This window comes from Nitrospirillum amazonense, assembly GCF_007828035.1.
Lineage (GTDB): Bacteria > Pseudomonadota > Alphaproteobacteria > Azospirillales > Azospirillaceae > Nitrospirillum > Nitrospirillum amazonense.
In genome coordinates this window covers 107,816-134,160 of record NZ_VITV01000004.1, presented here as the reverse complement: position 1 = coordinate 134,160, position 26,345 = coordinate 107,816, and the positions used below count along the sequence as shown (strand labels likewise).

30 protein-coding genes and 1 other RNA gene are annotated in these 26,345 nt (G+C 68.2%); 17 read left to right on the top strand and 14 right to left on the bottom strand.

The features are described 5' to 3' along the window. Window positions 1-6: 6 nt before the first annotated feature. The 6 genes from FBZ87_RS12080 to FBZ87_RS12055 all read right to left on the bottom strand — a co-directional run bounded on the left by FBZ87_RS12080 (window position 7) and on the right by FBZ87_RS12055 (window position 4,994). Window positions 7-378 carry a hypothetical protein gene (locus FBZ87_RS12080; protein ID WP_145610590.1) on the bottom strand — a complete coding sequence of 124 codons (372 nt, stop codon included), beginning with the start codon at window positions 376-378 and terminating at the stop codon, window positions 7-9. Further along, complete coding sequence (locus tag FBZ87_RS12075) at window positions 375-818, bottom strand: hypothetical protein (protein ID WP_145610589.1); 444 nt, start codon at window positions 816-818, stop codon at window positions 375-377. Before FBZ87_RS12075 ends, FBZ87_RS12080 begins: the two co-directional genes overlap by 4 nt. A gap of 14 nt (window positions 819-832) precedes the next feature. After that, window positions 833-1,153 carry a hypothetical protein gene (locus FBZ87_RS12070; RefSeq protein WP_145610588.1) on the bottom strand — a complete coding sequence of 107 codons (321 nt, stop codon included), beginning with the start codon at window positions 1,151-1,153 and terminating at the stop codon, window positions 833-835. A 9-nt stretch (window positions 1,154-1,162) separates the two neighbouring features. After that, window positions 1,163-1,627: an SMI1/KNR4 family protein gene (locus FBZ87_RS12065; RefSeq protein WP_145610587.1), complete on the bottom strand. Its 465-nt coding sequence runs from the start codon at window positions 1,625-1,627 to the stop codon at window positions 1,163-1,165. A gap of 9 nt (window positions 1,628-1,636) precedes the next feature. Next, window positions 1,637-2,944: a hypothetical protein gene (locus FBZ87_RS29165; protein ID WP_186454727.1), complete on the bottom strand. Its 1,308-nt coding sequence runs from the start codon at window positions 2,942-2,944 to the stop codon at window positions 1,637-1,639. Between the two features lie 136 nt (window positions 2,945-3,080). Continuing rightward, on the bottom strand, window positions 3,081-4,994 hold the full coding sequence (locus FBZ87_RS12055; RefSeq protein WP_145610586.1) for a di-heme-cytochrome C peroxidase: 1,914 nt from the start codon (window positions 4,992-4,994) through the stop codon (window positions 3,081-3,083). Window positions 4,995-5,229: 235 nt separating this feature from the next. On the opposite strand from FBZ87_RS12055, the gene FBZ87_RS12050 reads away from it, so the two are divergent. Continuing rightward, on the top strand, window positions 5,230-5,991 hold the full coding sequence (locus tag FBZ87_RS12050) for an SDR family NAD(P)-dependent oxidoreductase (protein ID WP_145610585.1): 762 nt from the start codon (window positions 5,230-5,232) through the stop codon (window positions 5,989-5,991). A 24-nt stretch (window positions 5,992-6,015) separates the two neighbouring features. Here FBZ87_RS12050 and FBZ87_RS30055 read toward each other — a convergent pair whose 3' ends face one another. Continuing rightward, complete coding sequence (locus FBZ87_RS30055; protein ID WP_145610584.1) at window positions 6,016-6,672, bottom strand: glutathione S-transferase family protein; 657 nt, start codon at window positions 6,670-6,672, stop codon at window positions 6,016-6,018. Between the two features lie 113 nt (window positions 6,673-6,785). On the opposite strand from FBZ87_RS30055, the gene FBZ87_RS12040 reads away from it, so the two are divergent. Both FBZ87_RS12040 and FBZ87_RS12035 read left to right on the top strand, forming a co-directional pair. Continuing rightward, window positions 6,786-7,334: a PAS domain-containing protein gene (locus tag FBZ87_RS12040; RefSeq protein ID WP_145610583.1), complete on the top strand. Its 549-nt coding sequence runs from the start codon at window positions 6,786-6,788 to the stop codon at window positions 7,332-7,334. 136 nt (window positions 7,335-7,470) lie between these two features. After that, window positions 7,471-8,607, top strand: coding sequence for a TAXI family TRAP transporter solute-binding subunit (locus FBZ87_RS12035; protein WP_246134371.1), 1,137 nt, complete (start codon window positions 7,471-7,473; stop codon window positions 8,605-8,607). 19 nt (window positions 8,608-8,626) lie between these two features. On the opposite strand, the gene FBZ87_RS12030 is transcribed toward FBZ87_RS12035, so the two are convergent. Further along, on the bottom strand, window positions 8,627-9,304 hold the full coding sequence (locus FBZ87_RS12030; RefSeq protein ID WP_145610582.1) for a glutathione S-transferase family protein: 678 nt from the start codon (window positions 9,302-9,304) through the stop codon (window positions 8,627-8,629). A gap of 164 nt (window positions 9,305-9,468) precedes the next feature. On the opposite strand from FBZ87_RS12030, the gene FBZ87_RS12025 reads away from it, so the two are divergent. The 7 genes from FBZ87_RS12025 (at window position 9,469) to FBZ87_RS11995 (ending at window position 16,074) form a co-directional block, all read left to right on the top strand. Further along, window positions 9,469-10,872 (top strand): leucyl aminopeptidase family protein, encoded by a 1,404-nt coding sequence (locus FBZ87_RS12025; protein ID WP_145610581.1) that lies wholly within the window; start codon window positions 9,469-9,471, stop codon window positions 10,870-10,872. 220 nt (window positions 10,873-11,092) lie between these two features. After that, the gene (locus FBZ87_RS12020) at window positions 11,093-11,524 is read left to right on the top strand and encodes a MarR family transcriptional regulator (RefSeq protein ID WP_145610580.1); all 432 of its coding nucleotides are present in this window, start codon (window positions 11,093-11,095) and stop codon (window positions 11,522-11,524) included. A gap of 6 nt (window positions 11,525-11,530) precedes the next feature. Next, window positions 11,531-12,400 (top strand): C40 family peptidase, encoded by an 870-nt coding sequence (locus FBZ87_RS12015; protein ID WP_145610579.1) that lies wholly within the window; start codon window positions 11,531-11,533, stop codon window positions 12,398-12,400. Window positions 12,401-12,534: 134 nt separating this feature from the next. Further along, entirely contained in the window at window positions 12,535-14,037 is a 1,503-nt protein-coding gene (locus FBZ87_RS12010; protein WP_145610578.1) for a PAS domain-containing sensor histidine kinase, read from the top strand. Then, window positions 14,027-14,671 (top strand): response regulator transcription factor, encoded by a 645-nt coding sequence (locus tag FBZ87_RS12005; protein ID WP_186454726.1) that lies wholly within the window; start codon window positions 14,027-14,029, stop codon window positions 14,669-14,671. The genes FBZ87_RS12010 and FBZ87_RS12005 overlap by 11 nt, the downstream gene beginning before the upstream one ends. Window positions 14,672-14,798: 127 nt before the next feature. Next, a complete protein-coding gene (locus FBZ87_RS12000; RefSeq protein WP_246134370.1) occupies window positions 14,799-15,176 on the top strand; it encodes a response regulator transcription factor in 378 nt (125 codons plus the stop codon). Window positions 15,177-15,330: 154 nt separating this feature from the next. Beyond that, window positions 15,331-16,074, top strand: a complete 744-nt coding sequence (locus FBZ87_RS11995) for a cyclic nucleotide-binding domain-containing protein (protein ID WP_186454725.1) — start codon at window positions 15,331-15,333, stop codon at window positions 16,072-16,074. On the opposite strand, the gene FBZ87_RS11990 is transcribed toward FBZ87_RS11995, so the two are convergent. The 3 genes from FBZ87_RS11990 to FBZ87_RS11980 all read right to left on the bottom strand — a co-directional run bounded on the left by FBZ87_RS11990 (window position 16,068) and on the right by FBZ87_RS11980 (window position 18,826). After that, a complete protein-coding gene (locus FBZ87_RS11990) occupies window positions 16,068-17,000 on the bottom strand; it encodes a 2-hydroxyacid dehydrogenase (protein WP_145610575.1) in 933 nt (310 codons plus the stop codon). The two genes, FBZ87_RS11995 and FBZ87_RS11990, sit on opposite strands and share 7 nt — an antisense overlap. Before the next feature lie 12 nt (window positions 17,001-17,012). Further along, window positions 17,013-17,888: a prephenate dehydratase gene (locus FBZ87_RS11985; protein ID WP_145610574.1), complete on the bottom strand. Its 876-nt coding sequence runs from the start codon at window positions 17,886-17,888 to the stop codon at window positions 17,013-17,015. A 155-nt stretch (window positions 17,889-18,043) separates the two neighbouring features. Next, window positions 18,044-18,826, bottom strand: coding sequence for a 3-deoxy-manno-octulosonate cytidylyltransferase (locus FBZ87_RS11980; protein WP_145610573.1), 783 nt, complete (start codon window positions 18,824-18,826; stop codon window positions 18,044-18,046). A 273-nt stretch (window positions 18,827-19,099) separates the two neighbouring features. Between FBZ87_RS11980 and FBZ87_RS11975 the strand changes: the two genes are divergently transcribed. The 3 genes from FBZ87_RS11975 to FBZ87_RS11965 all read left to right on the top strand — a co-directional run bounded on the left by FBZ87_RS11975 (window position 19,100) and on the right by FBZ87_RS11965 (window position 21,175). Further along, window positions 19,100-19,639 (top strand): c-type cytochrome, encoded by a 540-nt coding sequence (locus FBZ87_RS11975; RefSeq protein WP_145610572.1) that lies wholly within the window; start codon window positions 19,100-19,102, stop codon window positions 19,637-19,639. Between the two features lie 128 nt (window positions 19,640-19,767). Further along, window positions 19,768-20,547, top strand: coding sequence for a histidinol-phosphatase (gene hisN, locus FBZ87_RS11970; RefSeq protein ID WP_145610571.1), 780 nt, complete (start codon window positions 19,768-19,770; stop codon window positions 20,545-20,547). A gap of 43 nt (window positions 20,548-20,590) precedes the next feature. Continuing rightward, a complete protein-coding gene (locus FBZ87_RS11965; protein ID WP_211106936.1) occupies window positions 20,591-21,175 on the top strand; it encodes a hypothetical protein in 585 nt (194 codons plus the stop codon). Here FBZ87_RS11965 and FBZ87_RS11960 read toward each other — a convergent pair. Both FBZ87_RS11960 and nudC read right to left on the bottom strand, forming a co-directional pair. Next, window positions 21,172-21,579: a phage tail protein gene (locus tag FBZ87_RS11960; protein ID WP_145610570.1), complete on the bottom strand. Its 408-nt coding sequence runs from the start codon at window positions 21,577-21,579 to the stop codon at window positions 21,172-21,174. The two genes, FBZ87_RS11965 and FBZ87_RS11960, sit on opposite strands and share 4 nt — an antisense overlap. A 27-nt stretch (window positions 21,580-21,606) precedes the next feature. Then, the gene (gene nudC, locus FBZ87_RS11955) at window positions 21,607-22,563 is read right to left on the bottom strand and encodes an NAD(+) diphosphatase (RefSeq protein WP_338424071.1); all 957 of its coding nucleotides are present in this window, start codon (window positions 22,561-22,563) and stop codon (window positions 21,607-21,609) included. 134 nt (window positions 22,564-22,697) lie between these two features. Here nudC and ffs point away from each other — a divergent pair. From ffs to recR, 4 genes are all read left to right on the top strand, one after another. Next, window positions 22,698-22,795, top strand: an RNA gene (gene ffs / locus FBZ87_RS11950) — signal recognition particle sRNA small type. 90 nt (window positions 22,796-22,885) lie between these two features. Beyond that, on the top strand, window positions 22,886-24,817 hold the full coding sequence (locus tag FBZ87_RS11945; protein ID WP_246134369.1) for a DNA polymerase III subunit gamma/tau: 1,932 nt from the start codon (window positions 22,886-22,888) through the stop codon (window positions 24,815-24,817). A gap of 3 nt (window positions 24,818-24,820) precedes the next feature. Beyond that, on the top strand, window positions 24,821-25,144 hold the full coding sequence (locus tag FBZ87_RS11940; RefSeq protein WP_088870677.1) for a YbaB/EbfC family nucleoid-associated protein: 324 nt from the start codon (window positions 24,821-24,823) through the stop codon (window positions 25,142-25,144). Window positions 25,145-25,267: 123 nt separating this feature from the next. Continuing rightward, complete coding sequence (gene recR, locus FBZ87_RS11935) at window positions 25,268-25,876, top strand: recombination mediator RecR (RefSeq protein WP_145610567.1); 609 nt, start codon at window positions 25,268-25,270, stop codon at window positions 25,874-25,876. Here the strand turns inward: recR and FBZ87_RS30215 are convergent. Further along, window positions 25,850-26,323: an energy transducer TonB gene (locus FBZ87_RS30215; RefSeq protein ID WP_186454724.1), complete on the bottom strand. Its 474-nt coding sequence runs from the start codon at window positions 26,321-26,323 to the stop codon at window positions 25,850-25,852. The two genes, recR and FBZ87_RS30215, sit on opposite strands and share 27 nt — an antisense overlap. Window positions 26,324-26,345 lie beyond the last annotated feature (22 nt).

Here is a 26,345-nt window from a genome sequence, read left to right as displayed (position 1 = left end):
GGGGCGTCACGCCCCCGCTGGCAAACCCGTGCCGCCGTCCAGCTTGGTGATTCGCCACCGGTCCAGATCATCCCAATCGAACCGGATGTCGTATTGAGCGCCGGTATCCACCGTCAGTAGGAAGACACCCGTTTCCTTCCCCAGGGCGCGGAGCAGCGCAGATCCCGTTTCGTTCATCGCCGCGTAAAGCGGGCTGGCCTTCACCGCGCCGATGAGCTGGACGTCCGAAGCGGTGGTGTAGGAGGCGTTGGCGCCATGCCGGGCCTCCTCCGCCCGAAACCGGTAATAGCCTTTGATCCAGCCGGGGCTGTGGCTGTTCAGGAAGGTGATGAATTCCTGTACGAGGTCGATGACCAGCGCCGATGCTGCGTCGTTCATTTCGGGGCCTGGGCGATCCGCTGGCGATAGTTTTCAAAGACGGTCCGAATGAATTTCCCCGTCCGCCGGTCGGTGGACGCCGTCACCAGGGTCAGCGGGCAAGACGCCGTCCGCTGTTCTTGCATGCCCGACAACTGAGGAAGGCCGTAGAACGCATTCTTCTTGTCGGAAAAATCGATGATCCATTTCCCGCCGAAGTGCTTGCGAAATACTTGGCCGACATAGCGCGCCATGCCGTCGATGATCTTGGCTTCGCTCTGCTTTTTGATGTCGTCGATCGTGGAGTATCTGTCCAGAATGTACTTTTCGATCACGTTCAGCGATTCGGCCGAGTAGTCCAGCCGCGTAGCGACCTGCGTGGGGACGGACTGAAGGAAGCGCTCGATCGCATCACTCATATCCATCAGCCAGACTTGGAATTGATCACCCTCTGTCGTCATTCGGGGGCGCCGTTTCAGCGGGGTGATTGATCAGAGTTGAAGTTCTGATCGACTAGGGAGATTACGAACTCCTCCGGATGTACGGAGGCGTGGTTGGCCCTCGCATGGTTTAGATATCCGTTCCAGAACGTGCGAACTTGTGCGTTGAATGACTCGGTAAACGCCATTTGAGCGGCGACGATTTCCTGCCACGTTCCTTGCGCGCTGTAGGTCTTTTGCAGGTTGGGCTCCATCGCCTTCAACGTCGCCCGCTGCTTGTCTTCAAGCTGGTCGATAAGATCCAGAATGTAGCACTCGATCAGGCGTAGGAACGGCTTGCCGGTGTACCTGTCCATCGTCTTCCTCTAGATGAAGTCCGGATTTTCCTGCAGAAGGTCAATAAAGGCTTCAAAATCATTGGCTATCTTAAGTCTATGATTTTCTTCGTCGTGCAGAAAAATCCAGACCGATTGGCCGCCATTCGTCAGATCGATGTAAATTTGATTGCCGCCCCCGTCCCGCCCAATGGGAAGAGCGTTCTGACCAAGGATACTGCCCCAACGAGCGAGAGCGGCTTTGATGTTCATCCCCGGGCTATCGCCGAATGAATAGAACAGGTCGATGTCGAACAGATTGCCGGCATCACCGCCCACTGGCGCGAAGCTTCCGATTTCCGGATGGCCACCATCCGCTTCTTTTATAAAATCGATGTAGCTGGAGGGCAGCGCGCTATGAACCAGCGCCGCCACGTCATTGAAAGCGGCGTCGCCCCCCTGATAGCCAGGGGAGGGGGTGCCACCAAAGTTGACGTTCAGGCGTTTGATATCCATGACCTATCCTTAGTTCTTTGGCGCACCATTGGGAATCGCCCACTCGGAATAGCCACCGGAGGCGCCAGGGTCAGGATGCAGGACGCGCCACCAAGGTGACCCAGGGGTGTGTTGGAAATCAGGCACCAGTCTCATGACCCCCTGTTGTCCCGAGGCGGTAGATGTCGATGCGTGTTCCCAAACCCAATCCTTCGGGGTCGCCCTACCACCTACGGAAGAGACGCTCTTTTGCACGCCGGGGATCAATTCCTCCATCTGCCCCGCGAATTCAGGATCGCTCTTAAGGGCGTTGTCCAGCGCCGCATTGGCTCGGTTGAACTGCACTGAGCGGCTTTTGCCAAAGTCGCTAGGGTCCAGCTTCATTTCATAAGCCACGCTATAGGCTGTGGGCTTTTCAGGGTAAACTGGGGCCTTGGGCGCCGGCTCAACCGGCTTCACTGGCGGGTCCGGCGGCGGCGGCGGCGGAGGAGGTGGCGGTTCTTCCTCGACCACCGGCGGGCGCTTGCCGCCGGAGGCCGGCTTCACCTTGGCGATGAGGGCGATCAGGGCGTTGATGGTCAGCACGGTCAGGCCGGCGGCGGTGCGTTTCGCGGCCTCGTCCAGGTCATGCTCGGTCTTGGCGGTGGTGGCCATGGCCACGCCGTGGCCCAGGTCGTTCAGGCCGCCGAACACCGACCAGCCCACCATGGCATAGCCCACGCCCAGCAGGATGACGTCGATGGCCTCGCCATAGCCGGCGGCGTGGCCCACCGCCCAGGCGGCCAGGAAACCCGCCAGCCAGTACAGCGTCTCCAGTGTGAACAGGCTTCTCGCCGCCTGCTGCATGTCGCGCGGCAGGTAGGGGATGCTGCGGCGGAGCATGCCCACCACGCGTTCGATCATCGACCATTGCGCCGGCTGGCCCGGTGGGTCGCCGTCCTGCTGTCCATACGCGCCGGAGTGGGGCGGAGGCGTGGTGGGCGGGGATATGGGCGGCGTGGCGTGGGGGATGAGATAGGCGCTGAGGCTGCCGTTGGCGAAGTCGGCCATGACCCGGCCCATCAGCTGCCCGGTGCTGCAGCGATGGTCCACGCCGTCCACCACCAGGCGCAGCCGCTGGCGCCCGAATTCATCCAGGTTGTTCAGGGCGTGGATGACGCGGTTGTCCTGCCAGGGGCGGAAGGGCTGGGTGATGGCATAGCGGCGCATGCCGGCGGGCACGGCCAGGGTGGGGCCGATCAGCAGCCGGCCTTCGGGGATGGCGGCCTCGACCCAGCCGCGCATCGCTTGGCCGGGCGCCGCCGCGAAGGGCGCGTGACTGGAGAAACTGTCAGGCACCGCCCCTCCCGCCTCTGGTTCAGCCGCTTACGGCGGATGAACTAAGGCGGCGACGGGGGACGGAAAGGGGCCGGAGGAGGGGCTTTTCCTCAGGGGTAAGCCGCCCGGCATAGGGCCCGACGGCGCACCCTTATCCTCAGTATACGCTGGTCCAGAGCTGATCCTTGGTGGTCAGCATCTTCAGGAACTCCAGGACTGCCCACAGCTGGTCATCCGTCAGTTGGCTGCCGTCGGCGCGGCGATAATCGTCGTGGCCCTGGTTGCAGTTGCCGGGCAGGCGGGTATCAAAGACCCAGGTGCCCGGCGTGCCCACCGCACTGACGTAGCCCACCTGCACGGGGTCGAACTCCCTGCTGCCCACGGCGAAGGCGTCGGGCCGGGCCGAGGATTTCAGCACCCCCCACAGGGTAGGGACCGACCCGTTGTGCAGGTAGGGGGCGGTGGCCCAGATGCCGAACAGGGGCCGCGCCTCATAGACCGGTGGCGTCTGGTCGCCCGCCGCGCCGTCACTGGTGACGCAGGACGTCTTGTGCGCCGGCGGGCCAGCGGGCGGCACGGCCTTGAAGGCCGGGCCCATGGCCTGCTCGACGTCGTTGACCGAGCCGGTCTTCTGGTCGATGGCCAGCTTGATCAGGCTCAGCGGCGTCAGGCCCAGGTTGGCGTAGTCGTCATGGTTGAGTTTGCCGCCCTTCTGGTTCAGCAGGCCGTCCACCACGCTGCCGATGACGCCGTTGGTCAGGACGCTGACGGCCTGGGCGTCGGCCGGCATGTCGCCCACGCTGACCGATCCGCCGTCGCCGAACAGCAGGGCGCGGGTGCCCTGCAGCGGCCCGGTCTTCGCCCAGCGCAGGGCGTTGCGGTACGTGGTGGGGTCGGTGTCGGTGGGGCGCTGGTCCATCACGGGCCAGACGTCCTGGCTCAGGGCCGCCCGGGTCATGTGGTGGCAATCGGCGCAGACCTCGTTGAACAGCTGGCGCCCCTGTTCCGCCTTGCCGGCGTCGATGGCGCCGAAGACGGTGGACGGCCAGGCGGGCGGCGCCAGCTGGGTGATGGCCCATTCCAGCTTCATCAGGCCCGGAACGCTGACCGAGCTGTCGTAGAAGGGGATGTGGGGGAACAGCCTAGAGGCGAAGCGCCGCCGGTCGCCCGGGCAGCTTTGCCCCGCGATGTCCTTGCCGGCGACGCAGACGTTCAGCGCCCCGAACACGCCCAGCACCTCACCCGCGTTGCGGGCCAGCGCCTTGATGTAGTTGCCGTTGGGGGCGGATAGGTTCCACTGCACCGCGTCCTGCTGGTGGGCGTTCCACAGGAAGGGGTAGCTGACCGGGGCATGGGCCGGCAGCACGTTGGACGGCACGCGGAAATCCAGGCCGGTCAGCCGATTGAAGATCATGCTGAAGGCGTCCAGCCGCGCCGGGCCCCACGCCTGACCGTCCAGGGCGGCGCTGAAGAACCCGCCCCAGGCGGTGGAGAAGGCGGCCAGGCTGGCCTTCAACGCGGCCTTGTCGCCGCCGACGCGGGTGGCGAAGCGGTTGAACTTGGCCGGGTCCGACACCGTATCGGCCAGGGCGGCCGACAGCTCCACCAGGAAGCCCTGGAAGTCGGCGTCGGCCGGGCCGCCGTCCACGCGCAGGGCCGTGCCTTTGTAGGTGATCTGCCCGGTGTGGCAGGCGGCGCAGGTCATGCCGATATAGGTGGGGCCGGTGCCCCGGTCCAGGGCGAAGCCCACGGGCAGCCCCTCCGGGTTCTGCGCCGAGACGTCGTTGGGCAGATAGTTGAAGCGTGCCAGCCGGTCGGCGAAGAACAGCTCGGTCGAGGCCGGCCGCTCCAGCGCCTTGAACCAGCTATACGGCATCAGCTGCGAGCCTTGGCTGGTGGTGTAGAAGCCTTGGCGCACCGACTGCGGCCAGTTCTGGTCCAGCAGGCGCACCACCTCGGGCGTCTGCGCCGCGGGGAAGGGGGCGGGCGTGGCCGCCCGTGCCGTGGCCGCCAGCAAGCCCAGGCCGGCCAAGGCCGCCGCCATGCGTCGCCGCATGCTGAAAACCCGCATGGCACCTTCCCCATCGCCGTCGTCGCGCTTTGATTCCCCATCGGTGCCTTTGCGCCGTGCCGTACGGAATGGCAAGGGGTTTCTTCAACCGTGCGTACGCATGGGCCATGTCGCATGCGGTCCCGCGCACAGCCGGCGTGCCGGATGCCCGCTGGACGCGGGGGCCCATCCTTGCCAGAAAGGCGGGTAAAAGCCGGGAGAGACTGGTCACCCGCCTAACCATTGGGAGAGAAGCATGCAGGTTCAAGGTGTTGCCGCCATCATCACCGGCGGTGGTTCGGGCCTGGGCGCCGCCACGGCGCGCCGGCTGGCGGCCGAGGGTGCCAAGGTCGCCCTGCTGGACGTGAACCTGGCCGCGGCGGAAGCGGTGGCCGCCGAGATCGGCGGCCTGGCGCTCAGCTGCGACGTCACCAGCGCCGACAGCGCCGCCGCCGCCATCGCCGCCGCGCGCGAGGCCCATGGCGCGGCCCGCATCGCCGTCAACTGCGCTGGCGTCGCCACCGCTGGCCGCGTGCTGGGCCGAGAGGGCCCGCTGGCCCTGGACGCCTTCCGCAAGGTCATCGAGATCAACCTGATCGGCAGCTTTAACATCCTGCGCCTGGCGGCTGCCGACATGAGCACGCTGGACCCGCTGGAGGACGGCGAGCGCGGGGTGATCATCAACACCGCGTCCGTCGCCGCCTTCGACGGCCAGGTGGGTCAGGCCGCCTACAGCGCGTCCAAGGGCGGCGTGCACGCCATGGCCCTGCCCATCGCCCGCGAACTGGCCCGCGTGGGCGTACGCATCATGACCATCGCCCCCGGCATCTTCTGGACCCCCATGGTGGCGGGCTTCACACAGGAGGTGCAGGACAGCCTGGCGGCCTCCATCCCCTTCCCCAAGCGCCTGGGCAAGCCGGAGGAATACGCGGAACTGGCCCTGACCATCGTCCGCAACGTCATGCTGAACGGCGAGACCATTCGCCTGGATGGCGCCGTGCGCATGAATGCGAAGTAACGCTCTCCAATGGCGGTCGGGGCGTCAGCCCCGCCGCTGGCGGAACGCCTCCAGCGCGTCCTCCATGTCCCGCGCGATGGGGGTGACCAGGGGGTGGGCGGCATAGGCGGTCCATAGGGCCGCCAGCGCCGGCCGCTTTTCCAGCATGTCCTGCGGCGTATAACGGGGCAGGAATCGCGCCAGGAAGATCAGCGTGGGGGCCAGCGCGCAATCGGCCAAGCTCAGCGTGTCCGGCGAGGGGGCCGGCAGGGGCCCCCGATCCACCACCACCTCCAGCGCGTCCAGCCCCCGCGTCAGCTCCGCCACCCGGTTGGCGCCGCCGGCGGCGTCGCCGCTTTGGGGCGTCGCCCGTTGGGCCATCAGCGACAGCAGCGGCGGCAGGACGTACAGGTCCAGCAGGCGCGCCACCGTGCGCTGGGTTGCCCGCGCCACCGGATCGGCCGGCAGTAGCGCTGGCTTGGGGAACGCATCCTCCAAAAATTCACAAATGACGGCGGACTCCAGGATGTGGGCGCCATCGGCATCCAGCACCGGGGTCTTTCCCAGCGGGTTGATGGCCTGGAAGGCGGCCGATTTCTGGCCACCCGGAGGCTCCACCAGGGGAATTTCCAGGCCCTTGGCGCGGATGGCCAGCACGACGCGGGCGGTGTAGGGGGACAGGGCGGCGCCATAAAGTTTCAAGGGCTGTCTCCTCTAACCGTAAAGGTGGACCAGGCATGATGGTCTTGCGGCTGGCGGTCAGCGGGGCTGGACGGTATGGTCGTTCCATTATGCCACTGAATGCCTGCCAACCCTTGCCGGATATCGCGGGTTTCATCGGTGCCGATGAATTGCCCGACGGTCCCATCGCCCATGCCTACGCGTGGTGGCGGGGGCTGGGGGGCGGGGCCGTGCCGCCGCCCTCGGCGGCGCTAGATCTGGCGGCGGTGCCGGACAGCTTCCTGCCCCACCTGGCGGTGACCACGGCCTTCCGCGCCGATGGCCGGGTGCGGGTGGTGTTCTGCGGCTCCCTCTCCGCGTTGGCCGCCGGCAGCGACCCCACGGGCCGGTACTTTGACGAATTCTATCCGCCCGACATGCTGGAGGCGGCGCTGGGCTTTCAGGCGGCCATCGTGCGCGACGCCCAGCCCATCTTCGGCCAGGACCAGGTGGGCACGGATGAGGGCGTGATGTACCACGTGCCCCGCATCGGCCTGCCCTTCCAGGGCGCCGACGGCAGCCTGGACCGGCTGGCCATCGTCATGCACTACCAGCCGACGCCGGAGAACTTCAAGGTACGGTTGCGGGTGTTCCAGGATCGCGCCCGCCTGCTGCGGCGCGAGCTGCGGCTGGTGGCGCTTTAAGGCCACAGTGGCCGAAGGAAGCGTGCGGTCGCGGCATTCGAACGTTGCGCGGGACCTGCCTCGGGCGCGATAATAATTACCCGAGCGTGCCCCGTTTCCCGGTGCCGCCGCGCCATCCGCCAAAGGATGTTTTCCCGTGTCCGAGGTCCCCGACAGCCGGCATCCCGTCCCGTCATCAGGGGAGGGCCCAGGGGTGGGGCGCGTGGGGGCTGTTCCACCCTCCGGCGCCCCCTCGCGGCGGCGTCTGCTGGTGGGGGGACTGGGCGCCCTGGCGGCGGTTGGGCTGGGCTGGGGCGGCGGCGGCCGCGGTGGCCACGCCGAATCCATCCGCTTCCTGACCATCGGCACCGGCACCACCGGCGGCACCTACTTCCCCATCGGCGGCATCCTGGCCAACGCCATCAGCAACCCGCCGGGCAGCCCGGGCTGTGACCGGGGCGGCAGCTGCGGCATTCCCGGCGTCATCGCCGTGGCGCAGACCACTTCCGGCGCGGTGGAGAATATCGAGGCCCTGCGCACCGCCCGGTATGAGACGGGGCTGGTGCAGGCCGACATCGGCTTCCTGGCCTATAAGGGCAAGGGCCCCTATGCCGGCAAGCCGCCCTTCACCGAGCTGCGCGCGCTCGCCAACCTGTACAGCGAGACGGTGCACCTGGTGGTGCGGGGCGACAGTCCCATCAAGACGGTGAACGACCTCAAGGGCCGGCGTGTGGCCCTGGGCGAGAAGGGCTCCGGCACCCTGCCTACCGCGCTGTTGATCCTGCAGGCGCACGACCTGTCGGAAAAGACGGTGCAGCCCTTCTACCTCAACCCCGGCACGGCGGGGGACCGCCTGGCCTCCGGCCAGTTGGACGCCTTCTTCATCATTGGCGGCTACCCCCTGCCGGCGGTGGCCGACGTGGCGGCGCGCCTGCCCGTGCGCCTCATCTCCATCATCGACGCCCGCCTGCCGCGTCTCAGCCCCGGCCTGCCCCTGTTCACCGAGACCACCATCGGCGGCGACGGCGCCTATGTCGGCGTGCCGGAGACCAAGACCCTGGGCGTGGGCGCCCAATGGCTGGCCACCACCGCCCTGCCGGATGAGTTGGCTTACGGCATCGTCAAGGCGCTGTGGCATCCCAATACCCACCGCCTGCTGGTGGCGGGCCACCCCCGGGGCGACAGCATCCGCAAGGAAGCGGCGCTGACCGGCCTGGCCGTGCCCCTGCACCCGGGGGCCGCACGCTATTACCGGGAGCAGGGTTTCGACGTGACCCTGGCCACGTCGGGCTGACCCACGTCGGGTTGACCCCTTAATCCAGCAGCATGTCCAGGACGACGGTTTCCTTCGCGGCGTCCGCACGCCAATCCTTCATGGAGGGCAGGGCCTCGATGGCGTCGACATAGGCCTGGGACGCTTCGCTCAGCGGTACCTTCCAGGTCTGGAAGCGGGTGACGACTGGGGCGTACATGGCATCCGCGATGGTGAAGGCGCCGAACAGGAAAGGGCCGCCATAGCGGTCCAGGCAGTCGGCCCAGATGGCCTGGACGCGGGTGATGTCGCCGGCGGCCTTGGCCAGGCGCTCCGGACGGTCGATGGTGCGGCCCAGATCCATGAACAGGTTGCGGCGCACGTCCATGAAGCCGGAGTGCATCTCGGCACTGATGGAGCGCGCATGGGCGCGGGCGGCGGCGTCTTGCGGCCACAGCCGGGCCTCAGGCGCCAGCTCGGCGGCGTATTCGCAGATGGCCAGGCTATCCCACACCGTGATGTCGCCGCCGGCGGCGCGGTGGGGCCCCGTGTGGTGGACCAGGGCCGGCACCTTGCCCGCCGGGCTGTGGGCCAGCATGCGCGCCTTGCTGTCCGCCTGCCGCAGGGGGATCACCACCTCCTCGAAGGCCAGGCCGGCATGGCGCAGCGCCAGATAGGGGCGCAGCGACCAGGAGGAATAGGTCTTGCTGCCCAGGATCAGGGTGAGGTCGGCGGACATGGGGCTGGTCCCTCGGGAACGGTAGCGACGGGCGGGTGAGGGTAGCGGGGGTTGCCCCTTCGCGCCAGCGGTGTCACCGCCGGTGTGACGCCGCCGCGTTTGAAACCGGGACCCGGATGTGGAACCCTGCGCGCCTGACTTTCCGAAGCCGAAAGGTTCCGCCCGTGCTGTCCTGCTTCCTGGCCCAGAAGGCCGCCGACACCGTCACCCTGATCCCCATGCGTAAAGACGGGCTGGACGCCTGGCTGGAAAGGGCCCCGGCCGCCACCGCCGCCTGGGTGCGCAGCGTCGGCTTCACGGCCGAGCCTGGCGCCACCGCGCTGCTGCCCTCGGCTGACGGCCAATTGGACCGGGTGCTTGTGGGTGTGGGCGAGACGCTGGATCTGTGGAGCTTCGCCGGCCTGCCCACGACGCTGCCCGCCGGGGCAAAAGGGGCTGGCGCCAGCTACGCCCTGGACGACAGCCTGACGCCCCAGCAGGCGACGGCCGCCGCCACCGGCTGGGCGCTGGCCAGCTACCGCTTCACCCGCTATCGCAAGGCGACGAAGGATCTGCCTCGCCTGGTGCTGCCCGCCGGCGCGGACGCGGCGGCTGTGGACAGCATGGCCCGTGCCGTCTACCTGGTGCGCGACCTGATCAACACCCCGGCGGAGGACATGGGGCCGGCCGACCTGGCCGCCACCGCGAAGGAACTGGGGGCGGAGTTCGGCGCCGAGGTTTCGGTCATCGTCGGCGACGACCTGCTGACCCACAACTACCCCACCGTCCATGCCGTGGGCCGGGCGGCGGACAAGAAGCCCCATTTCATCGACCTCACCTGGGGCGACGCCGCCAACCCGCTGGTCTGCCTGGTGGGCAAGGGCGTGTGCTTCGACAGCGGCGGCCTGGACATCAAGGCGGCGGGCGGCATGCTGCTGATGAAGAAGGACATGGGCGGTGCCGCCCATGTGCTGGGCCTGGCGCGCCTGGTCATGGCGGCCAAGCTGCCGGTGCGCCTGCGCGTGCTGGTGCCGGCGGTGGAGAACGCCATCTCCGGCAACGCCTTCCGTCCCATGGACATCATCACCACCCGCAAGGGCCTGACGGTGGAGATCGGCAACACGGATGCCGAGGGCCGGCTGATCCTATGCGACGCCCTGGCGGAAGCCGACAGTGCCAAGCCCGCCCTGATCCTGGACTTCGCCACCCTGACGGGTGCCGCCCGCATCGCGCTGGGCACCGAGCTGCCGGCCCTGTTCGCCAACGACGACCAGCTGGCCGACGACATCCTGGCCGCCGCCAAGGAAACGGGTGATCCGCTGTGGCGCATGCCGCTGTGGCAGGGCTACGCCAAGCAGCTGGACAGCAAGATCGCCGACCTGAACAACGCGCCCGGCGGCGGCTATGGCGGCGCCATCACGGCGGCCCTGTACCTGGAGCGCTTCGTCACCAAGGGCACGCCCTGGGCCCACATCGACCTGATGGCCTGGAATGCCAGCGCCAAGCCCGGCCGGCCGGAGGGGGGCGAGGCCATGGGCCTGCGCGCCGCCTTCGCCATGTTGAGCCGCCGGTACCCGGCCAAGGACTGAAATCACCGACGCCTCCCGGGAAACGACCGGGAGGCACCGGCTTGGATAAAAAATAATTATGTAGCGTTCCGCTACCCCTTCGGGGGTGGCAAGCCCTTGCCGCTGGGCGGGACTTTCGGCACACTCCCGACAGTTGCGGCTGGCCGATACGCTGTCGGAATGACGGCGGGGCCGGAACAACGGGCGGGCCGGATGAACGTTTCCGGGTGCGGGGGGCATCATGTCGCGTAATCTCGAAGCCCTGGAACTCTGGCGCGGCGCGCTGGTGGCCAGCGTGCGGGCCGCCAGCCCGGACCTCTCGGCCCGCCAGCTGGCCTTGCTGCTGACCGTCTACATGACCCCGCCGCCCCACACGGTGCGCGGCCTGGCGGCGACGCTGAACGTGTCCAAGCCCGCCATCACCCGCGCCCTGGACCGGCTGGGCCGCCTGGGCTTCACCAAGCGCAAGCGTGACGCGGAGGATCGGCGCAACGTCCTGGTCCAGCGCACGGTCAAGGGCTCCGTCTTCCTGCATGAGTTCGGGCAGATGGTGATTGACGCGGGCGCCGTGCAGGGCGCATTGGACGGGTCACGTGTCGCGGCACCCCGGCCGGCCGCCGCGACCCCCGTCGCCCCCCCGTCAGCTTCGGAGCCGGTTTCCGCACCGGTATGATGTGAGATGTCCAGCAAGCCCAAGACCACGCCGGTTCTCGACCCGCGCGTGAACCCTTATCGTTCCGACCTCGCCTCCGCCCACCTTTACGGCAAGGTCACGGCCGAGCGCTATGTCGACGGCGTGCCCTGCCAGGTGCGCGCCGGCTACGTCAGCCTGAAGGAAGAACCCACCTTCACCGCCCGCCAGTCCAGCCAGCTGCTGTTCGGCGAGGTCTTCACGGTGTTCGAGGAGAAGGACGGCTGGGTCTGGGGCCAGAACGCCACCGACGGCTATGTCGGCTACCTGCAGCTGGAGGCCCTGGATGACGAGCTGGCGGAGCCGACGCACAAGCTGACGGCCCTGCGCAGCTTCTTCCATCCCGAGCCGGACCTGAAGACCCCGCCGCTGGACATGATCAGCCTGGGCGCGCCGCTGTGCGTGGTGGAAGAGGCCAACGGCTTCGCCGGCGTGGCGGGCGGTGGCTGGGTCCCCCTGGTGCATGTGGCGGAGATCGGGACCGTGAAGGCCGACCCGGTGGACACCGCCCTGCGCCTGCTGGGCACGCCGTATCTGTGGGGCGGGCGCACCAGCGTGGGCATCGACTGCTCCGGCCTGATCCAGTTGGCGCTGGACGCCGCGGGCCTGCCGTGCCCGCGCGACAGCGACCAGCAGCAGGCGGCCCTGGGTACCGTGGTTTCGGCCGATGGCGCCGGCCACACCTACCAGCGCGGCGACCTGGTGTTCTTCCCCGGCCATGTCGGCATCATGGCGGATGAGACCCACCTGGTGCACGCCAATGCCCATCACATGGCCACGGTGCGCGAACCCCTGGCCGATGTCCTGGCGCGGATGGCGGCGGGCAAGGGCGTCAGCGCGGTCAAGCGGCTGGGGTGAGGGCATCGGACGGTCAGGCGCCTCGTGTTTCTCGGGTGGGCAGTCGGAAAAGATCAACCTGACGTAGGGCTTGATTAGTTTGGTATGGGAAACGTTTGTGCCACGACATATGGTGGAACGGACGGGAGACCCCCATGCTTTCACCCCATTTCCGCGCGCTGATGGATACCGTGCCCGATGGCGTGATCGTCATCGATGGCCAGGGCACGATTCAGTCTTTCAACCCCGCCTGCGAACGCCTGTTCGGCTGGACGGCGGCGGAGGTGGTGGGCCGTAACGTCAAGATGCTGATGCCCGCCCCCTACCAGGAAGAGCACGACCAGTATCTGGCCCGCTACCGCGCCACCGGGGAAAAGCGGATCATCGGCATCGGCCGCGAGGTCACAGGCCTGCGCCGGGACGGCACCACCTTCCCCATGGAACTGTCGGTGGGCGAGGCGCTGCAGGACGGGCCCCCCGCCTATATCGGCATCATCCGCGACATCAGCGACCGGCGGGCGGCGGAACAGGCCCTGCGCAACCGCGAGGCGCGCCTGGCTTCCATCATTGAGACCATCCCGGACGCCCTTATCGTTATCGACGGCCAGGGGCTGATCCGCTCGTTCAGCCCGGCCGCCCAGCGCCTGTTCGGCTATGCCGAGGCCGAGGTGCAGGGGCGGAACGTCAGCATGCTCATGCCCTCGCCCTACCGGGAGCAGCACGACCAGTACATCGCCCGCTATCTCGCCACAGGGGAGAAGCGGATCATCGGCGTGGGCCGCATCGTCTCCGGCCAGCGCCGCGACGGAACCGTGTTCCCCATGGAACTGGCGGTCGGTGCCGTGGACCTGGAGGGCGAGCGTCTGTTCACCGGCTTCATCCACGACCTGACGGAACACCAGGCGGTGGAGCGGCGGCTGCAGCAGCTGCAGGCGGAACTGCTGCACGTCAGCCGGGTCAGCGTCATGGGGCAGCTGGCGTCGGCCCTGGCGCATGAGCTGAACCAGCCGCTGACGGCGGTGGTCAACTACATCAAGGCGTCCCTGCGGCTGCTGGAGCGGCCGGAAGCCATCGACATGCCCCTGGCGCGGGAGGCCATGGAAAAGGCGTCGGCGCAGGCCCTGCGGACCGGGCAGATCATCCGGCGCCTGCGCGACTTCATCGCCAAGGGCGGTACCGACCGGCGTGCGGAAAGCCTGGATGGCCTGATCGAGGAGGCGGCCGCCCTGGCCCTGGTCGGCGCGCGCGAAAGCGGTGTGCGCATGGAATTGCGCCTGCAGCGGCAGGACCTGCGCGCCGTCATCGACAAAATCCAGATCCAGCAGGTGCTGCTCAACCTCATCCGCAACGCGGTCGAGGCGATGGAGGGGCGGCCGGAACGCATCCTGTCCATCACGGCGATGCCGGATGGCGCGGGGTTCATGGAGATCGCGGTGGCCGACACCGGCCATGGGCTGGATGAGGCCGCCATGGCCCGCCTGTTCCAGCCCTTCGTTTCCGGCAAGGAACGGGGCATGGGGGTTGGGCTGTCGATCAGCCGGTCCATCGTCGAGGCCCATGGCGGGCGGCTATGGCCCGAACGTAACGAACACGGCGGCGCGACCTTCCGTTTCACGCTACCCCTGCTGCCTGAGACCGAGAGAAACCATGACGCCTGAGCCGATCATCGCCGTGCTGGATGACGATGCCGCCGTGCGGGATTCGCTGCGGCTGTTGCTGATGGCGTCGGGCTACCAGGTCGCGGTCTTTTCCTCACCCCTGGAGTTCCTGGACTCCGACGCGCCCGCACGCTGCGCCTGCCTGGTGGTGGACGTGCGCATGCCCGGCCTGACGGGGCTGGAGGTCCAGGAACGGCTGGTCGCGGGTGGGTCCACCCTTCCGGTCATCGTCATGACCGGCCATGGCGACGTCCCCCTGGCGGTGGCGGCGATGAAGGCCGGCGCCCTGGACTTCATCGAAAAGCCGTTCGAGGAGGAGACGCTGCTCACGTCCCTCCAGGCGGCGCTGTCCCGGCCCCGTGCCGTGGCCGACGCGTCTCCCCCTTCCACCGGGACGGAGACGCCGTCGCCGGAGGCGCTGGCCTGCCTGGATGCGCTGACGCCGCGGGAATTGGATGTGTTGCAGGGGCTGGTCGATGGCAAGCCCAACAAGATTATCGCCTTCGACCTGTCCATCAGCCCGCGCACCGTTGAAATCCACCGCGCCCGGGTGATGGAAAAGATGCGCGCCAGCAGCCTGTCCCACCTGGTGCGGCTGGCGCTGGCGGCAGGTATTCGCCCGAACGCGGGTTGATCCGCGTCAAACCCGCCCGGAATACGGGGAAACCCTTATTACTCCTGTAGGCGTCGACACCTTAACCTCAATGGGTCGGCGGGGTTGGCATCACCGCCGCCGGTGTAACGCCTCTAGGAGATTTGATGTGGCCGAGATCGCGGCGGGACGGATCCATGTCGTTGATGACGACGAGTCCGTCCGCGACTCCCTAAAGTTCCTGCTGCGGCTGTACGGCTTTGAGGTCGATCTTTACGCCTCCTGCCAGGACTTCGCCGCCGATTTCGATGGCGGTCCGGGGTGCCTGCTGCTTGACCAGCATATGCCCGGCATGACGGGCGTCGAGTTCGTCGAGGGGCATCGCGCCCTGCTGCGCGACGTGCCTGTCCTGATGATGTCCGCGAACATGGAGGCGGAGACGCGCGACCGGGCCCTTCGGGCGGGGGTGGCCGGCTTCCTGGACAAGCCCGTCGATACCGGCCGGCTGCTGGATGAATTGCGGCGGCTGCTGGGCGGCCCTGCCTGACGGACCCTGGTTTTGCGTCCATAGGGGCTTTGCGCCCATAAGGGGTTTTACGTAGGTAGAAGACCGAACTCATCAGGTGGAACGCTGGGCGCTAGGGTTCTCTCACGGAACGACGACGGGCTGGTTCAGGCCCGACATGAACGGGAGCCCCCAGATGACGCCATCGCTCGCCACCGCCCCGACCGCCCCCCGCCAGCCCAGCCCGGCCGTCTTCACCGTCCTGCCGGCGCCGTCCGCCAGCCGGGCCGCATCGGCCGGCCCATTCGCCCCCTGGGCGGACGAGGCTTCCGCCTACAGCCGGGACCAGGTGATCTTCTCGGAAGGCGATACGGCCAGCAGCGTGCGCATCATCACCTCCGGCATGGTCCGCATCCTGCGTATGATGGCCGACGGCCGGCGGCAGATCGTGGGCTTCCTGCAGCCCGGCGACATGCTGGGGCTGGCCCCAGGCGGCACCTATCTCTATTCCGCCGAGGCCGTCACGCCCGTGACCCTGCGGCGCCTGTCCCGCACGCAGTTCGACACGCTGCTGGACCGGGATCCGGAATTGCGCCTGCGCCTGCTGGCGGCCACCGCCACCGAACTGCAGGTGGCACAGGAGCAGATGTTGCTGTTGGGGCGCAAGACCGCGCCGGAGCGGCTGGCCAGCTTCCTGTTGCGCCAGGCCCGGCGGGTGACGCCCGAGCCTCAGGACCATTGCCGCATCCCGCTGCCCATGACCCGCACCGACATCGCGGATTTCCTGGGGCTGACCATGGAAACGGTCTCTCGCGCCTTCACCAAGCTCAAGACCACCCACCTCATCCGGCTGTTGCCCGATCAGATGGTGGAACTGGTGGATATCGAGGCCTTGGTCGACTTGTCCGAAGGCGGCGGCCAGTCCGGCCTCGTTCAATAGCCGAGACGCCGATCCACCAGGTTGATCAGCGGCTGGCCGGCGGCCAGCCGCTTCAGCCCGCCCACCACCTGTTCCACCGCCGTGCGCGCCTGGGTGATGGCGGCGACGTGGGGGGTGACGGTCACCTTGGGGTGGGTCCAGAAGGGATGGTCAGTCGGCAACGGTTCCGTACGGAACACGTCCAGGGTGGCACCCGCCAGGTGGCCGCTGTCCAGCGCCGCCAGCAGATCTTCCTCCACCAGATGGCGCCCCCGGGCCGCGTTGATGACCACGGCACCCCGGGGCAGCTGGGCGAACAGGCCCGCGTCCAGGATGTTCTCCGTGTCCGGCGTCAGGGGCAACAGGCAGACCAGGATGTCCGTGCGCGCCAGGAAGGGCGCCAAGCCCCCGGCCCCATGATAGGTCGCGATGCCGTCCAGGTGCTTGGCTGAGCGGCTCCAGCCGGCCACGTCGAAGCGCAGGGCCCTCAGGGCCTGCGCCGCGTCGCTGCCCAGGGCGCCTAGGCCCAGGATGCCCACCCTGCGTTCCCGCGCCAGGTGCTGGTGGGTCAGCTGCTTCCACTGCGCCGCCCGCTGCTGCGCCTCGAACAGGGGGGCGTCGCGATGCCAGCGCAGCACATGCAGGCAGACATATTCGGTCATGCCCTCGGTCAGGCCCGGCTCCACCATGCGCACCAGCGGCAGGTCGGGCAGGGTGGGGTCGGCCAGCAGGGCATCGACCCCGGCGCCCAGCGAGAAGATGACCTTCAGCTTGGGCAGGCTGGCCAGCAGGCCCGCCGGCGGCTTCCAGACCAGGGCGTAGTCGATCTCCGCCGGGTCGCCCATGCCCTCCGGCCATACCCGCACGTCCAGCTCAGGCAATTGGGCGTTCAGCTCGTTCACCCAGTCGGCGGCGTGGTCGTGGGCGGAGACGAACAGCAGGGCCATCGGGAAGACTCCTTAATCCTGCCCGTCGTCGCGCTGGCTGCTTTCGGAACGGAAGGGATGGGCGGGGTAGACGCCCAGGATTTTCAGTTCGCGGGCGAAGAAGTCCAGCTCCTCCAGCGCCAGGCGCAGGGGGCGGTCCTCGGGGTGGCCTTCCACGTCGGCGTAGAACTGGGTGGAGGTGAAGCGGCCGCCCACCATATAGCTTTCCAGCTTGGTCATGTTGACGCCGTTGGTGGCGAAGCCGCCCATGGCCTTGTACAGGGCCGCCGGCACGCTGCGCACGCGGAAGACGAAGCTGGTGATGACGGGGCCTGCCCCGCGCGTCGCCGGCTTGGGCTCCCGCGACAGGATCAGGAAACGGGTGGTGTTGTGCTCCGCATCCTCGATGCCGCGCGCCAGCACCTCCAGCCCGTAAATCTGGGCCGCCAGTTCCGAGGCGATGGCGCCCTGGGTCAGGTCGCCCCACTTGGCCACGTCGGCGGCGGCACCGGCCGTGTCGGCGTGGGTGACAGGCGCCATGCCATGGGTGCGCAGGTATCCTCGGCATTGCGACAGCGCCTGGATGTGGGAATGAACCTGCTTCAGGCCCTCGATCGTGGCCCCTTTAGGCGCCACCAGGCAATGGACCACCCGCTGGAAATGCTCCCCGATGATGTGCAGGCCGCCCTGGGGCAGCAGGTGGTGCATGTCGGCCACGCGGCCGGCCACCGAATTCTCGATGGGGATCATGGCCAGGCGGGCGCGGCCCTCCGTCACGGCGGCGAAGGCGTCCTCGAATGAATGGCAGGGCAGGGGGACCATGTCCGGAAACACCTGCCGGCACGCCATGTCGGAATTGGCGCCCGGCGCCCCCTGGTAGGCGATGCTGTTCTCGGCGGCGTCGGACATATTCTTTTCCCCCTCAAGCGCCGGGCGGCCACGTGCGTAGCCTTGGCTTCCTTGCTTTCCAGTCCGCTTCGCTTCCCGGAAAGCTCCGGCGGCCCTTTCCCGTATATCGGGGTCGCAGCCTACAACGGCATGACCCATGGCTCATGCCGCTTGTTTTACGGGGCCGTCATGCTGCCGATCAGGGCCCGCGCCCGTTCCAGATCCTCCGGCGTGTCCACGCCCAGGGGCACCGCGTCCACCACCGCCACGTCGATGCGCATGCCGTTGGCCAACGCCCGCAGCTGCTCCAGCTTTTCCCGCTGCTCCAGGGCGGCGGGGGGCAGGGCGACGAAGCGGGCCAGGGCCTCGCGGCGATAGGCGTAAAGGCCGATGTGGTGATAATGCGGGCCGGCACCCCAGGGGGTGGTGGTGCGGGTGAAGTACAGGGCGCGGCCCACGCGGGCGCCCGGCGCCAGCTCGATCACCGCCTTGACCACGTTGGGATTGTGCCGCTCCTCCTCCACGGTGATCTCCACCGCCAGGGTGGCGATGTCCACTTGCCCATTGGCCAGCGGGCCGAAGGCGGCGCGCACCGTGGCCGGCTCCACCGTCGGCAAGTCGCCCTGGACGTTGACCACGGCGTCGTGCCGCCCCTCCGGGTCCACCAGGCGCAGCGCCTCGTGGATGCGGTCGGAGCCGGAGGGGTGGTCGGGGTTGGTCAGCACCGCCTGGCCGCCGGCGTCCCGCACCGCCTCGACGATTTCCTTTTCCGCCGCCGCCACCAGCACCGGGCCGATGTCGGCCTCCGCCGCGCGCCGCCACACCTGCACGATCATGGGCGCGCCGCCGATGTCGGCCAGCGGCTTGTTCGGCAGCCGGGTGGAGGCCATCCGCGCCGGAATGATCACGATGGGGGCTTTGGGCGCGCCCAACGGCGAGGCGGCGGGGCTTGAAGACATGGGGCTTCGGCCTACGATTTGATTTGGCTCATGGCTGGGGCAGGCGTGCGACATTTACCTCCCATGGTCAAGCCGGTTTGCAGGCAGGGCGCCGAACTATCTTGCCCTGGTTGAACAGGCCGCTTATCGTCGCCCGGAATTTGGGAGAATGATGGCCGGACCATAACGGCCCCGGGCATCGACAAGCGTCACCACCTGGCGTTAACCTGGACGCGCAGGAACCATAACCAGCACGCGAACGGCAAACAGCGTGGGACATGAGGGCTTGATCTGATGGCGGGTAGCTTCTTCAACAAGATTTCCATGGCCATTCTGTTGGGCGCGCTGATCGCCCTGTTGGCGGGGTTCATCGCCAAGAAGGCCGTGCACCCGACGATGTTGACCGAGAACGTGTACAAGATCGAAGGCGTGGAGGCGGCCCCGGCCGCGGGTGGCGAACCGGCGGCGCCGGCCAAGCCGGACCCGGTCAGCCCGCTGCTGGCCGCTGCCAGCGCCGATAACGGCGCCAAGCTGACCAAGGTCTGCCAGGCCTGCCACACCTTCGACAAAGGCGGCCCGGCCAAGGTGGGCCCCAACCTGTGGGGCATCATCGGCAACAAGCAGGGCCATATGGAGGGCTTCGCCTACTCCGACGCCATCAAGAAGCTGGGTGGCACCTGGGATTACGAAAAGCTGAACGAGTTCCTGGCCAGCCCCAAGACCTACGCCCCGGGCACCAAGATGACCTTCGCCGGCTTCAAGTCCGTCAAGGACCGCGCCGACGTCATCGCCTACTTGCGGGCCCAGGCCGACAGCCCGGCCCCGCTGCCGTGACAAGCGGGTGCGCTTAAGGAATAGCCGGCCGCCTTGGGTTTGAGGCGGCGGTCTCTCCGGTATAAAAGCAGGGGCGGTCCCGGCCGGGGCCGCCCCTCTTTGCATGTCCCGCAGCCCAGGAAGAACCCATGACGACGCCCGTTCCAGAAGAGTTCATCGCCCTGGTCCATCGCATGGCCGAGTCGGCGGGCGCCGTCATCCGCCGCTATTTCCGGGCGGATGTGGAGATCGACGCCAAGTCCAACCTGACGCCGGTCACCATCGCCGACCGCCAGGCGGAAGAGGCGCTGCGCGCCCTGCTGGCGGCCGAGCGCCCCGACGACGGCATCCTGGGCGAGGAGCTGGGTACCCACGGCCTGGACCGGGAGTATGTCTGGGTACTGGACCCCATCGACGGCACCAAGAGCTTCATGACCGGCCGGCCCATCTTCGGCACCCTGATCGGCCTGCTGCGCCACGGCCGTCCGGTGCTGGGCGTCATCGACCAGCCCATCCTGGGGGAACGCTGGATCGGCGGCGTGGGCCGTCCCACCCGCTTCAACGGCACGCCCGTTCGCACCCGCGCCTGCGCCACCCTGGCGGAGGCGACGGTAACCACCACCAGCCCGGACATGTTCAAGGGCGTGGAGGCGGAACGCTTCGCCCAGTTGAAAGCCGCCTCGCGCTACGTCGTCTACGGCAGCGACTGCTACGGCTACGCCCAGGTGGCCAACGGCTGGCTGGACATCTCGGTGGAGCGCGACCTGGCGCCCTGGGACTGGGCGGCCCTGGTGCCGGTGGTCGAGGGCGCCGGTGGCCGCATGACCGACTGGCAGGGCCGCGACCTAGTGCTGGGGGCGGTGGGTGAGGTGGTGGCGTCCGGCGACGCCCGCGCGCATGCCCAGGCGCTGGCCATCATGGGCGGCTGACACTTTTTGGGTTAGCATCCCACCCGTCAATCGCGATGGTGGTGTGCCCATGAAGGTGTGGTGTCCGGCCGTGCTGCTGGTTTCTCTGTCCCTTGCTGCCGTGTCAGCGCTGGCGGCTGATGCCTGCGTGCCTGACCGGGCCGCGCTGCTGGCCTTGGACGGGCAGGCGTTCGACCAGGATCTCACCGGGGGATGGCGCCCCATCGCGGAGAAGCCGGGCTGTCTGATGGCGGCGGCCGACCTGCTGCGCGATTACCGGGCCGCCCATCCGCAGGAGCCGGCACGTATCCTGTACTGGCACGAGGGACAGGTGCGGGCCCTCGCCGGCGACACCGCCGCCCTCACGTTGATGGAACAGTCTCACGATTCGCGCGACACATCCCGGGCCCAGGCGTGGAATGCGTACGTCGACGCGACCTTGGCCTTCCTGCGCCACGACCGGCCAGCGTTGCAGGCGGCGCGGGATCGCCTGAGCCATGTTCCACGGCCGCCACTGGAATCGGACACCACAGGCGATTCCATGATGATGCTGAGCTGGCCCATGAACATGGGAATCGTCGATGGCCTGTTGGCCTGCTTTGGCAAGCCCTATGCCGACGCTTATGGGGGTTCTTGCACCACGCCTTAAGGTGCTGTGATCACCAGGGTTTCGAAGGCGACCTCCAGCGACTCCACGGCCACCTCGTTGCCTTCGGACTTCAGGTCCGCGCCGGTGATCTTGGTGGGGAAGGCGTTGTTCAAGGTCCAGCCCATCGCCACTGCGCCGGCCTCGTCCCGCAGGTTGATCACCACTGTCTGGTGGGCGATCGTGTTTAGCTTGATCTGGTTGAACCAGTCCCACAGGGCGCTGCCGTTGGTGACGGCGCCCTTACGCAGGGTCACGTTCCCGAGCGGGCCTGATGCCGGGGTGGGCTGGGCATCGGTATCCAGTCCCGCTGCTTCCTGGAACGTGGCGGCGACGCCGTTGCCCAGCTGGACCGAGAAATAGAACTTGGGCAGCGGCCAGGTGCTGGTCTGCGTTTCCCCCGACATGGTTCCTCCCCCGATTTGGTCGATAGCCTAAACCTCGCCCTCCAGCCAATCCTCGATCAGGCGGCGGGCGATGCTGTCGGCCGGGGGCAGGCGCAAGGATCCGTCCAGGGGGCCGCGGCGCAGGCTGGCCTCGCGCACCTCCTCCCGGGTGAACCAGCGCGCGTCCTCCAGCTCCTCCAAATCCACCTTCAGCTCCGTGGTCACGGCGCGGGCGTGGAAGCCCAGCATGAGGGAGGAGGGGAAGGGCCAGGGCTGGGAGGACTGGTAGCGCACGTCCGTCACCTGGATGCCGGCCTCCTCCATCACCTCGCGCGCCACCGCTTCCTCCAGGCTTTCGCCCGGTTCCACGAAGCCGGCCAGGGTGGAATACATGCCTTGGCCGAATCGGGCCTGCCGGCCCATGACGCAGCGGTCGCCATCGTGCACCAGCATGATCACGGCCGGGTCGGTGCGGGGGAAGTGCAGCGTCTTGCAGTCGGGGTTGGTGCAGCGGCGGACATGCCCGCCCTCGATCACCTCTGTCACCGTGCCGCAGACGCCGCAGAAGCGGTGACGCTGATGCCAGCCCAGCAGACCGCGCACATAGGCCAGCAGGCTGGCCGTGGACCGGTCCACCTGATGAGCCAAGGTGCGCAGCTCCGTCGGTGTGCCCAGGCCCAGCAGGTCCGGATGGCCTTCCTCCAGCCCCGACAAGTCGACGGCGAAGTGGGCGACGTCCCCCTCCACGCCCAGGAAGGCGGGGGCCAGGGTCGCGGCCTCGCGCCACCACGGGCTGGCTGGGTCCAGATAGACGGGCTGAACCGACGCTTCCTCTGGCGTCCCTTGCGGCGGTGATGCCACCAGGAACAGGCCGCGCCAGACGGCCAGGAAACGGCTTTCGGGGGCCGCCAGGCGCTGGGCCAGCCAGTCGGCCTGCTTGCGGGCGATGGTGGCGCGGTCCAGGCCGGCGCCGGTGTAGAAGTTTTTCTGGGACCGGTTCGTCATGATCACCATTCGTCTCATGATGGGGCCGGAGCGGGCAAGGCCACCCCTCGTCATGCGGCGCATCGGAAGGGGCGGGTCGGCCCTGCCGCCTTTTCACTTGCTATGGGGCGGGTCGATGCCGATATATGGCGGCGGGAGGTTGGCGGCGGACGTGTCCCTCGCCAACCCGGTCAGGTCCGGAAGGAAGCAGCCGTAACGAGTTTCGGCGCGGGTCGCATGTCCAGCCTCCCACCTCATAAAATGAGAAGCCCCTAGGCGGGCACCCGGCGCTAGCCGCCGGCGCGCCCTGTCCCTGCCAGCGCCGGAAGGGTTGAGCGATCCCGTGACCGATCAAAGCCCGCTTTCCTCCGCTTCCGACACCGCCGCCGGTAATGCCGTTTACCGGGTTCTGGCCCGCAAGTACCGCCCCCGCAATTTCGATGAGCTGATCGGTCAGGACGCGCTGGTGCGCACCCTGCGCAATGCCATCCAGTCGGGGCGCATCCACCAAGCCTACATGCTGACCGGCGTGCGCGGCGTGGGCAAGACCACCACCGCCCGCATCATCGCCCGGGCCCTGAACTGCATCGGCCCGGATGGCCAGGGCGGCCCCACCGTCAGCCCCTGCGGCGTGTGTGAGCAGTGCGTGTCCATCTCACAGGACCGCAACGTCGATGTCATCGAGATGGACGCGGCCAGCAACACCTCGGTCGACAACATCCGCGAGATCATCGAGGGCGTGCGCTACGCCCCCGCTGGTGCCCGCTACAAGGTCTACGTCATCGACGAGGTCCACATGCTGTCGCGCAGCGCGTTCAACGCGCTGCTGAAGACGCTGGAGGAGCCGCCGCCCCATGTGAAGTTCGTCTTTGCCACCACCGAGATCCGCAAGGTGCCGGTGACGGTGCTGTCGCGCTGCCAGCGCTTCGACCTGCGCCGGGTGGACCAGGGTACGCTGCAGGCCCATTTCGGTCGTATCGCGGCGCAGGAGTCGGTGCCGGTGGAGGCGGAGGCGCTGAGCCTCATCGCCCGCGCTGCCGATGGCTCGGTGCGTGATGGCCTGTCGCTGCTGGACCAGGCCATAGCGCTGGGCGGCGGCACGGTCACCGGCCTGCAGGTCCGCGACATGCTGGGCCTGGCCGACCGCACCCTGGTGGTGGATCTGTTCGAGTCGACCCTGTCGGGCAGGCCGGCCGACGCGCTGGCCGTGCTGGACGATCTGCACAAGCGCGGCGCCGACCCGGTGGTCATCGCCCAGGACCTGTTGGACTTCACCCATTTCCTCACCCGCGCCCGCGTGGTTCCCGGCACGGCCCAGGACCAGGGCATCCCGGAGATGGAGCGGGTGCGCGGCGGCGACCTGGCGGCCAAGCTGGGCATGCCGGCCCTGGCCCGTGCTTGGCAGATCCTGCTGAAGGGCCTGGGCGAGGTGCAGCAGGCGCCGGTACCCATGCAGGCCCTGGAAATGGTGCTGATCCGCCTGGCCTACGCCGCCGACCTGCCCAGCCCGGGTGATTTGGTGCGCAAGGTGATGGAGGGCGGTGTGCCCACCACGGGCGGGAATGGCGGCGGCGCGCCGATGGGCGGCGGCACCATGGGGGGCGGCGGCGCCACGGCGCGCGGTATGGCCATGGCCGGCGGCGGCGGCCCGAATGGCGCCCCCATGGCCGTCCTGCGCGGCGGCCTGGCCGGTGCGGTGAAGGCGGCTCCCGTGGTCGCCCCCACCCCTGTGATGGAGCCCGTTCCGGATCTACCCCCGGCCGATCCCAAATCCTTCCGCGAGGTGGCGGAGCTGTTCGGCGCCCGGCGCGAGGGCATGCTACAGGGTAACCTCTTGAGCATGGTCCACCTGGTGAAGTTCGAGCCGGGGCTGATCGAGCTGCGGCCCACCGCCATGGCCGTGCCCAACCTGGCCGGCCGCGTGGGGCAGCTGCTGACGGAATGGACCGGCCGGCGCTGGATCGTCACGGTCTCCAGCGCGCCTGGCGAACCCACGCTCAGCGACCAGGACCGCGCGGCGGAGAACCGCACCCGCGAACAGGCCGCGGCCAACCCCTTGGTGCAGGCCCTGATGGCCGCGTTCCCCGGCGCCAGGATGGCGGCGGTGCGCGACCTGGACCAGCTGGCCGCGGCGGCCGCCAAGGCCGCCGCCGAAGAGGCCGCCCTCACCCCCGCCTTCCCTTCTTACGAGGATGGCGGTATGGATGCCCCCGACAACCCGTATTTCGACGCCCCGCCCGACATGAGCGACGGCGACTGGGAAGGAGATTTTTAGGCCATGAAGAACATCGGCCAGATGATGAAGCAGGCCCAGCAGATGCAGGCCAAGATGCAGGAAATGCAGGGCAAGCTGGGCGAGATCGAGGCCGACGGCCAGTCCGGCGCCGGCATGGTCCGCGTCGTGGTCAACGGCAAGGGCGAGCTGAAGAAGGTGAAGCTCGACAAGTCCGTCGTCGACCCCGAGGACATCGAGGTGCTGGAGGACCTGCTGGTCGCCGCCTTCAACGACGCCAAGGGCAAGGTCGAGGCGCACATCGCCGAAGAGACCAACAAGCTCATGGGCGGCCTGAAGCTGCCGCCGGGCATGAAGCTGCCGTTCTGATCGGCGCCGCCCTTCAGGGTGTGGTTTTGAACGCCGGGCCTGGCGACGGGCCCGGCGTTTTCATTTTCCCGCTGGAACAAAGCCGGGCTGGAACAAAGCCGGCACAGCCCCTATCTTGGGGCCATGATCGGCCCTGAAATCGACCGCCTGATACAGCTGTTGTCGCGCCTGCCGGGCCTGGGCCCGCGCTCGGCCCGCCGCGCCGCCTTGCACCTGATCAAGAAGCGCGAGCAGTTGATGGATCCCTTGGCCGAGGCGCTGGCCGGGGCCGCCGCCCGCATCCGCACCTGCCCCGTCTGCGGCAACCTGGACACGATCGACCCCTGCGGCGTCTGCCGCGACGCCTCCCGCGACCGCACCATCCTGTGCGTGGTGGAGGAAGTGGGCGACCTCTGGGCGCTGGAGCGCACGGGCGCCTATCGCGGCCTCTACCACGTGCTGGGCGGCACCCTGTCGGCGCTGGACGGCATCGGCCCCGACGACTTGGCCGTCCCCGGCCTGCTGGCCCGCGTGGCCCAAGGCACGGACGGCGTGGCCGTGCGCGAGGTCATCCTGGCGCTGAACGCCACCGCCGGCGGCCAGACCACCGCCCACTACCTGACCGACCGCCTCTCCGGCCTGAACGTCGCCATCAGCCGCCTGGCCCACGGCGTGCCCGTGGGCGGCGAGCTGGACTACCTGGACGACGGCACGCTGACCGCGGCGTTACGGGCGCGGCGGACGCTGGGGTGAGGGGGTGCGGACGGCGGCCGCCTGGTGTGCGCGGGCTTTCCCAACGTCGCTGAGACGGAAGCGGAAACTCGCTTTCGCCCATGAGGTTTCAGGCAGTCCATTTACGAGAGCTGGTTTGCAGCGCCACTGGCCGGATTGGGCAGCCGCCAGTACGGCATCGTCCAATTCAGGATGTGTGCTGCTCCGCGGGATCTCGGCGGAGGTGACAACACCCTTCGCATCACAGAGCGCGATGAAGTTAACCCGGCCCTGGTTCTTCAGTCTCACCGCCTCCAAGGGATAAACCGGAGGGAAGCGGCGGAAAGACGGGACATCGAGTGCGGCACCCTGGGGGATGGCGGCAAAGCCGAAGTAGAACGATTCATCATGCGCGAAAGGAAAGTCGGATATTATTGACGACCATGCCGGCCTGAAGACCCTCTCCGGTGGTTCAGCCAACGATGACATTTGAGTTAACGGCCAACAAGCT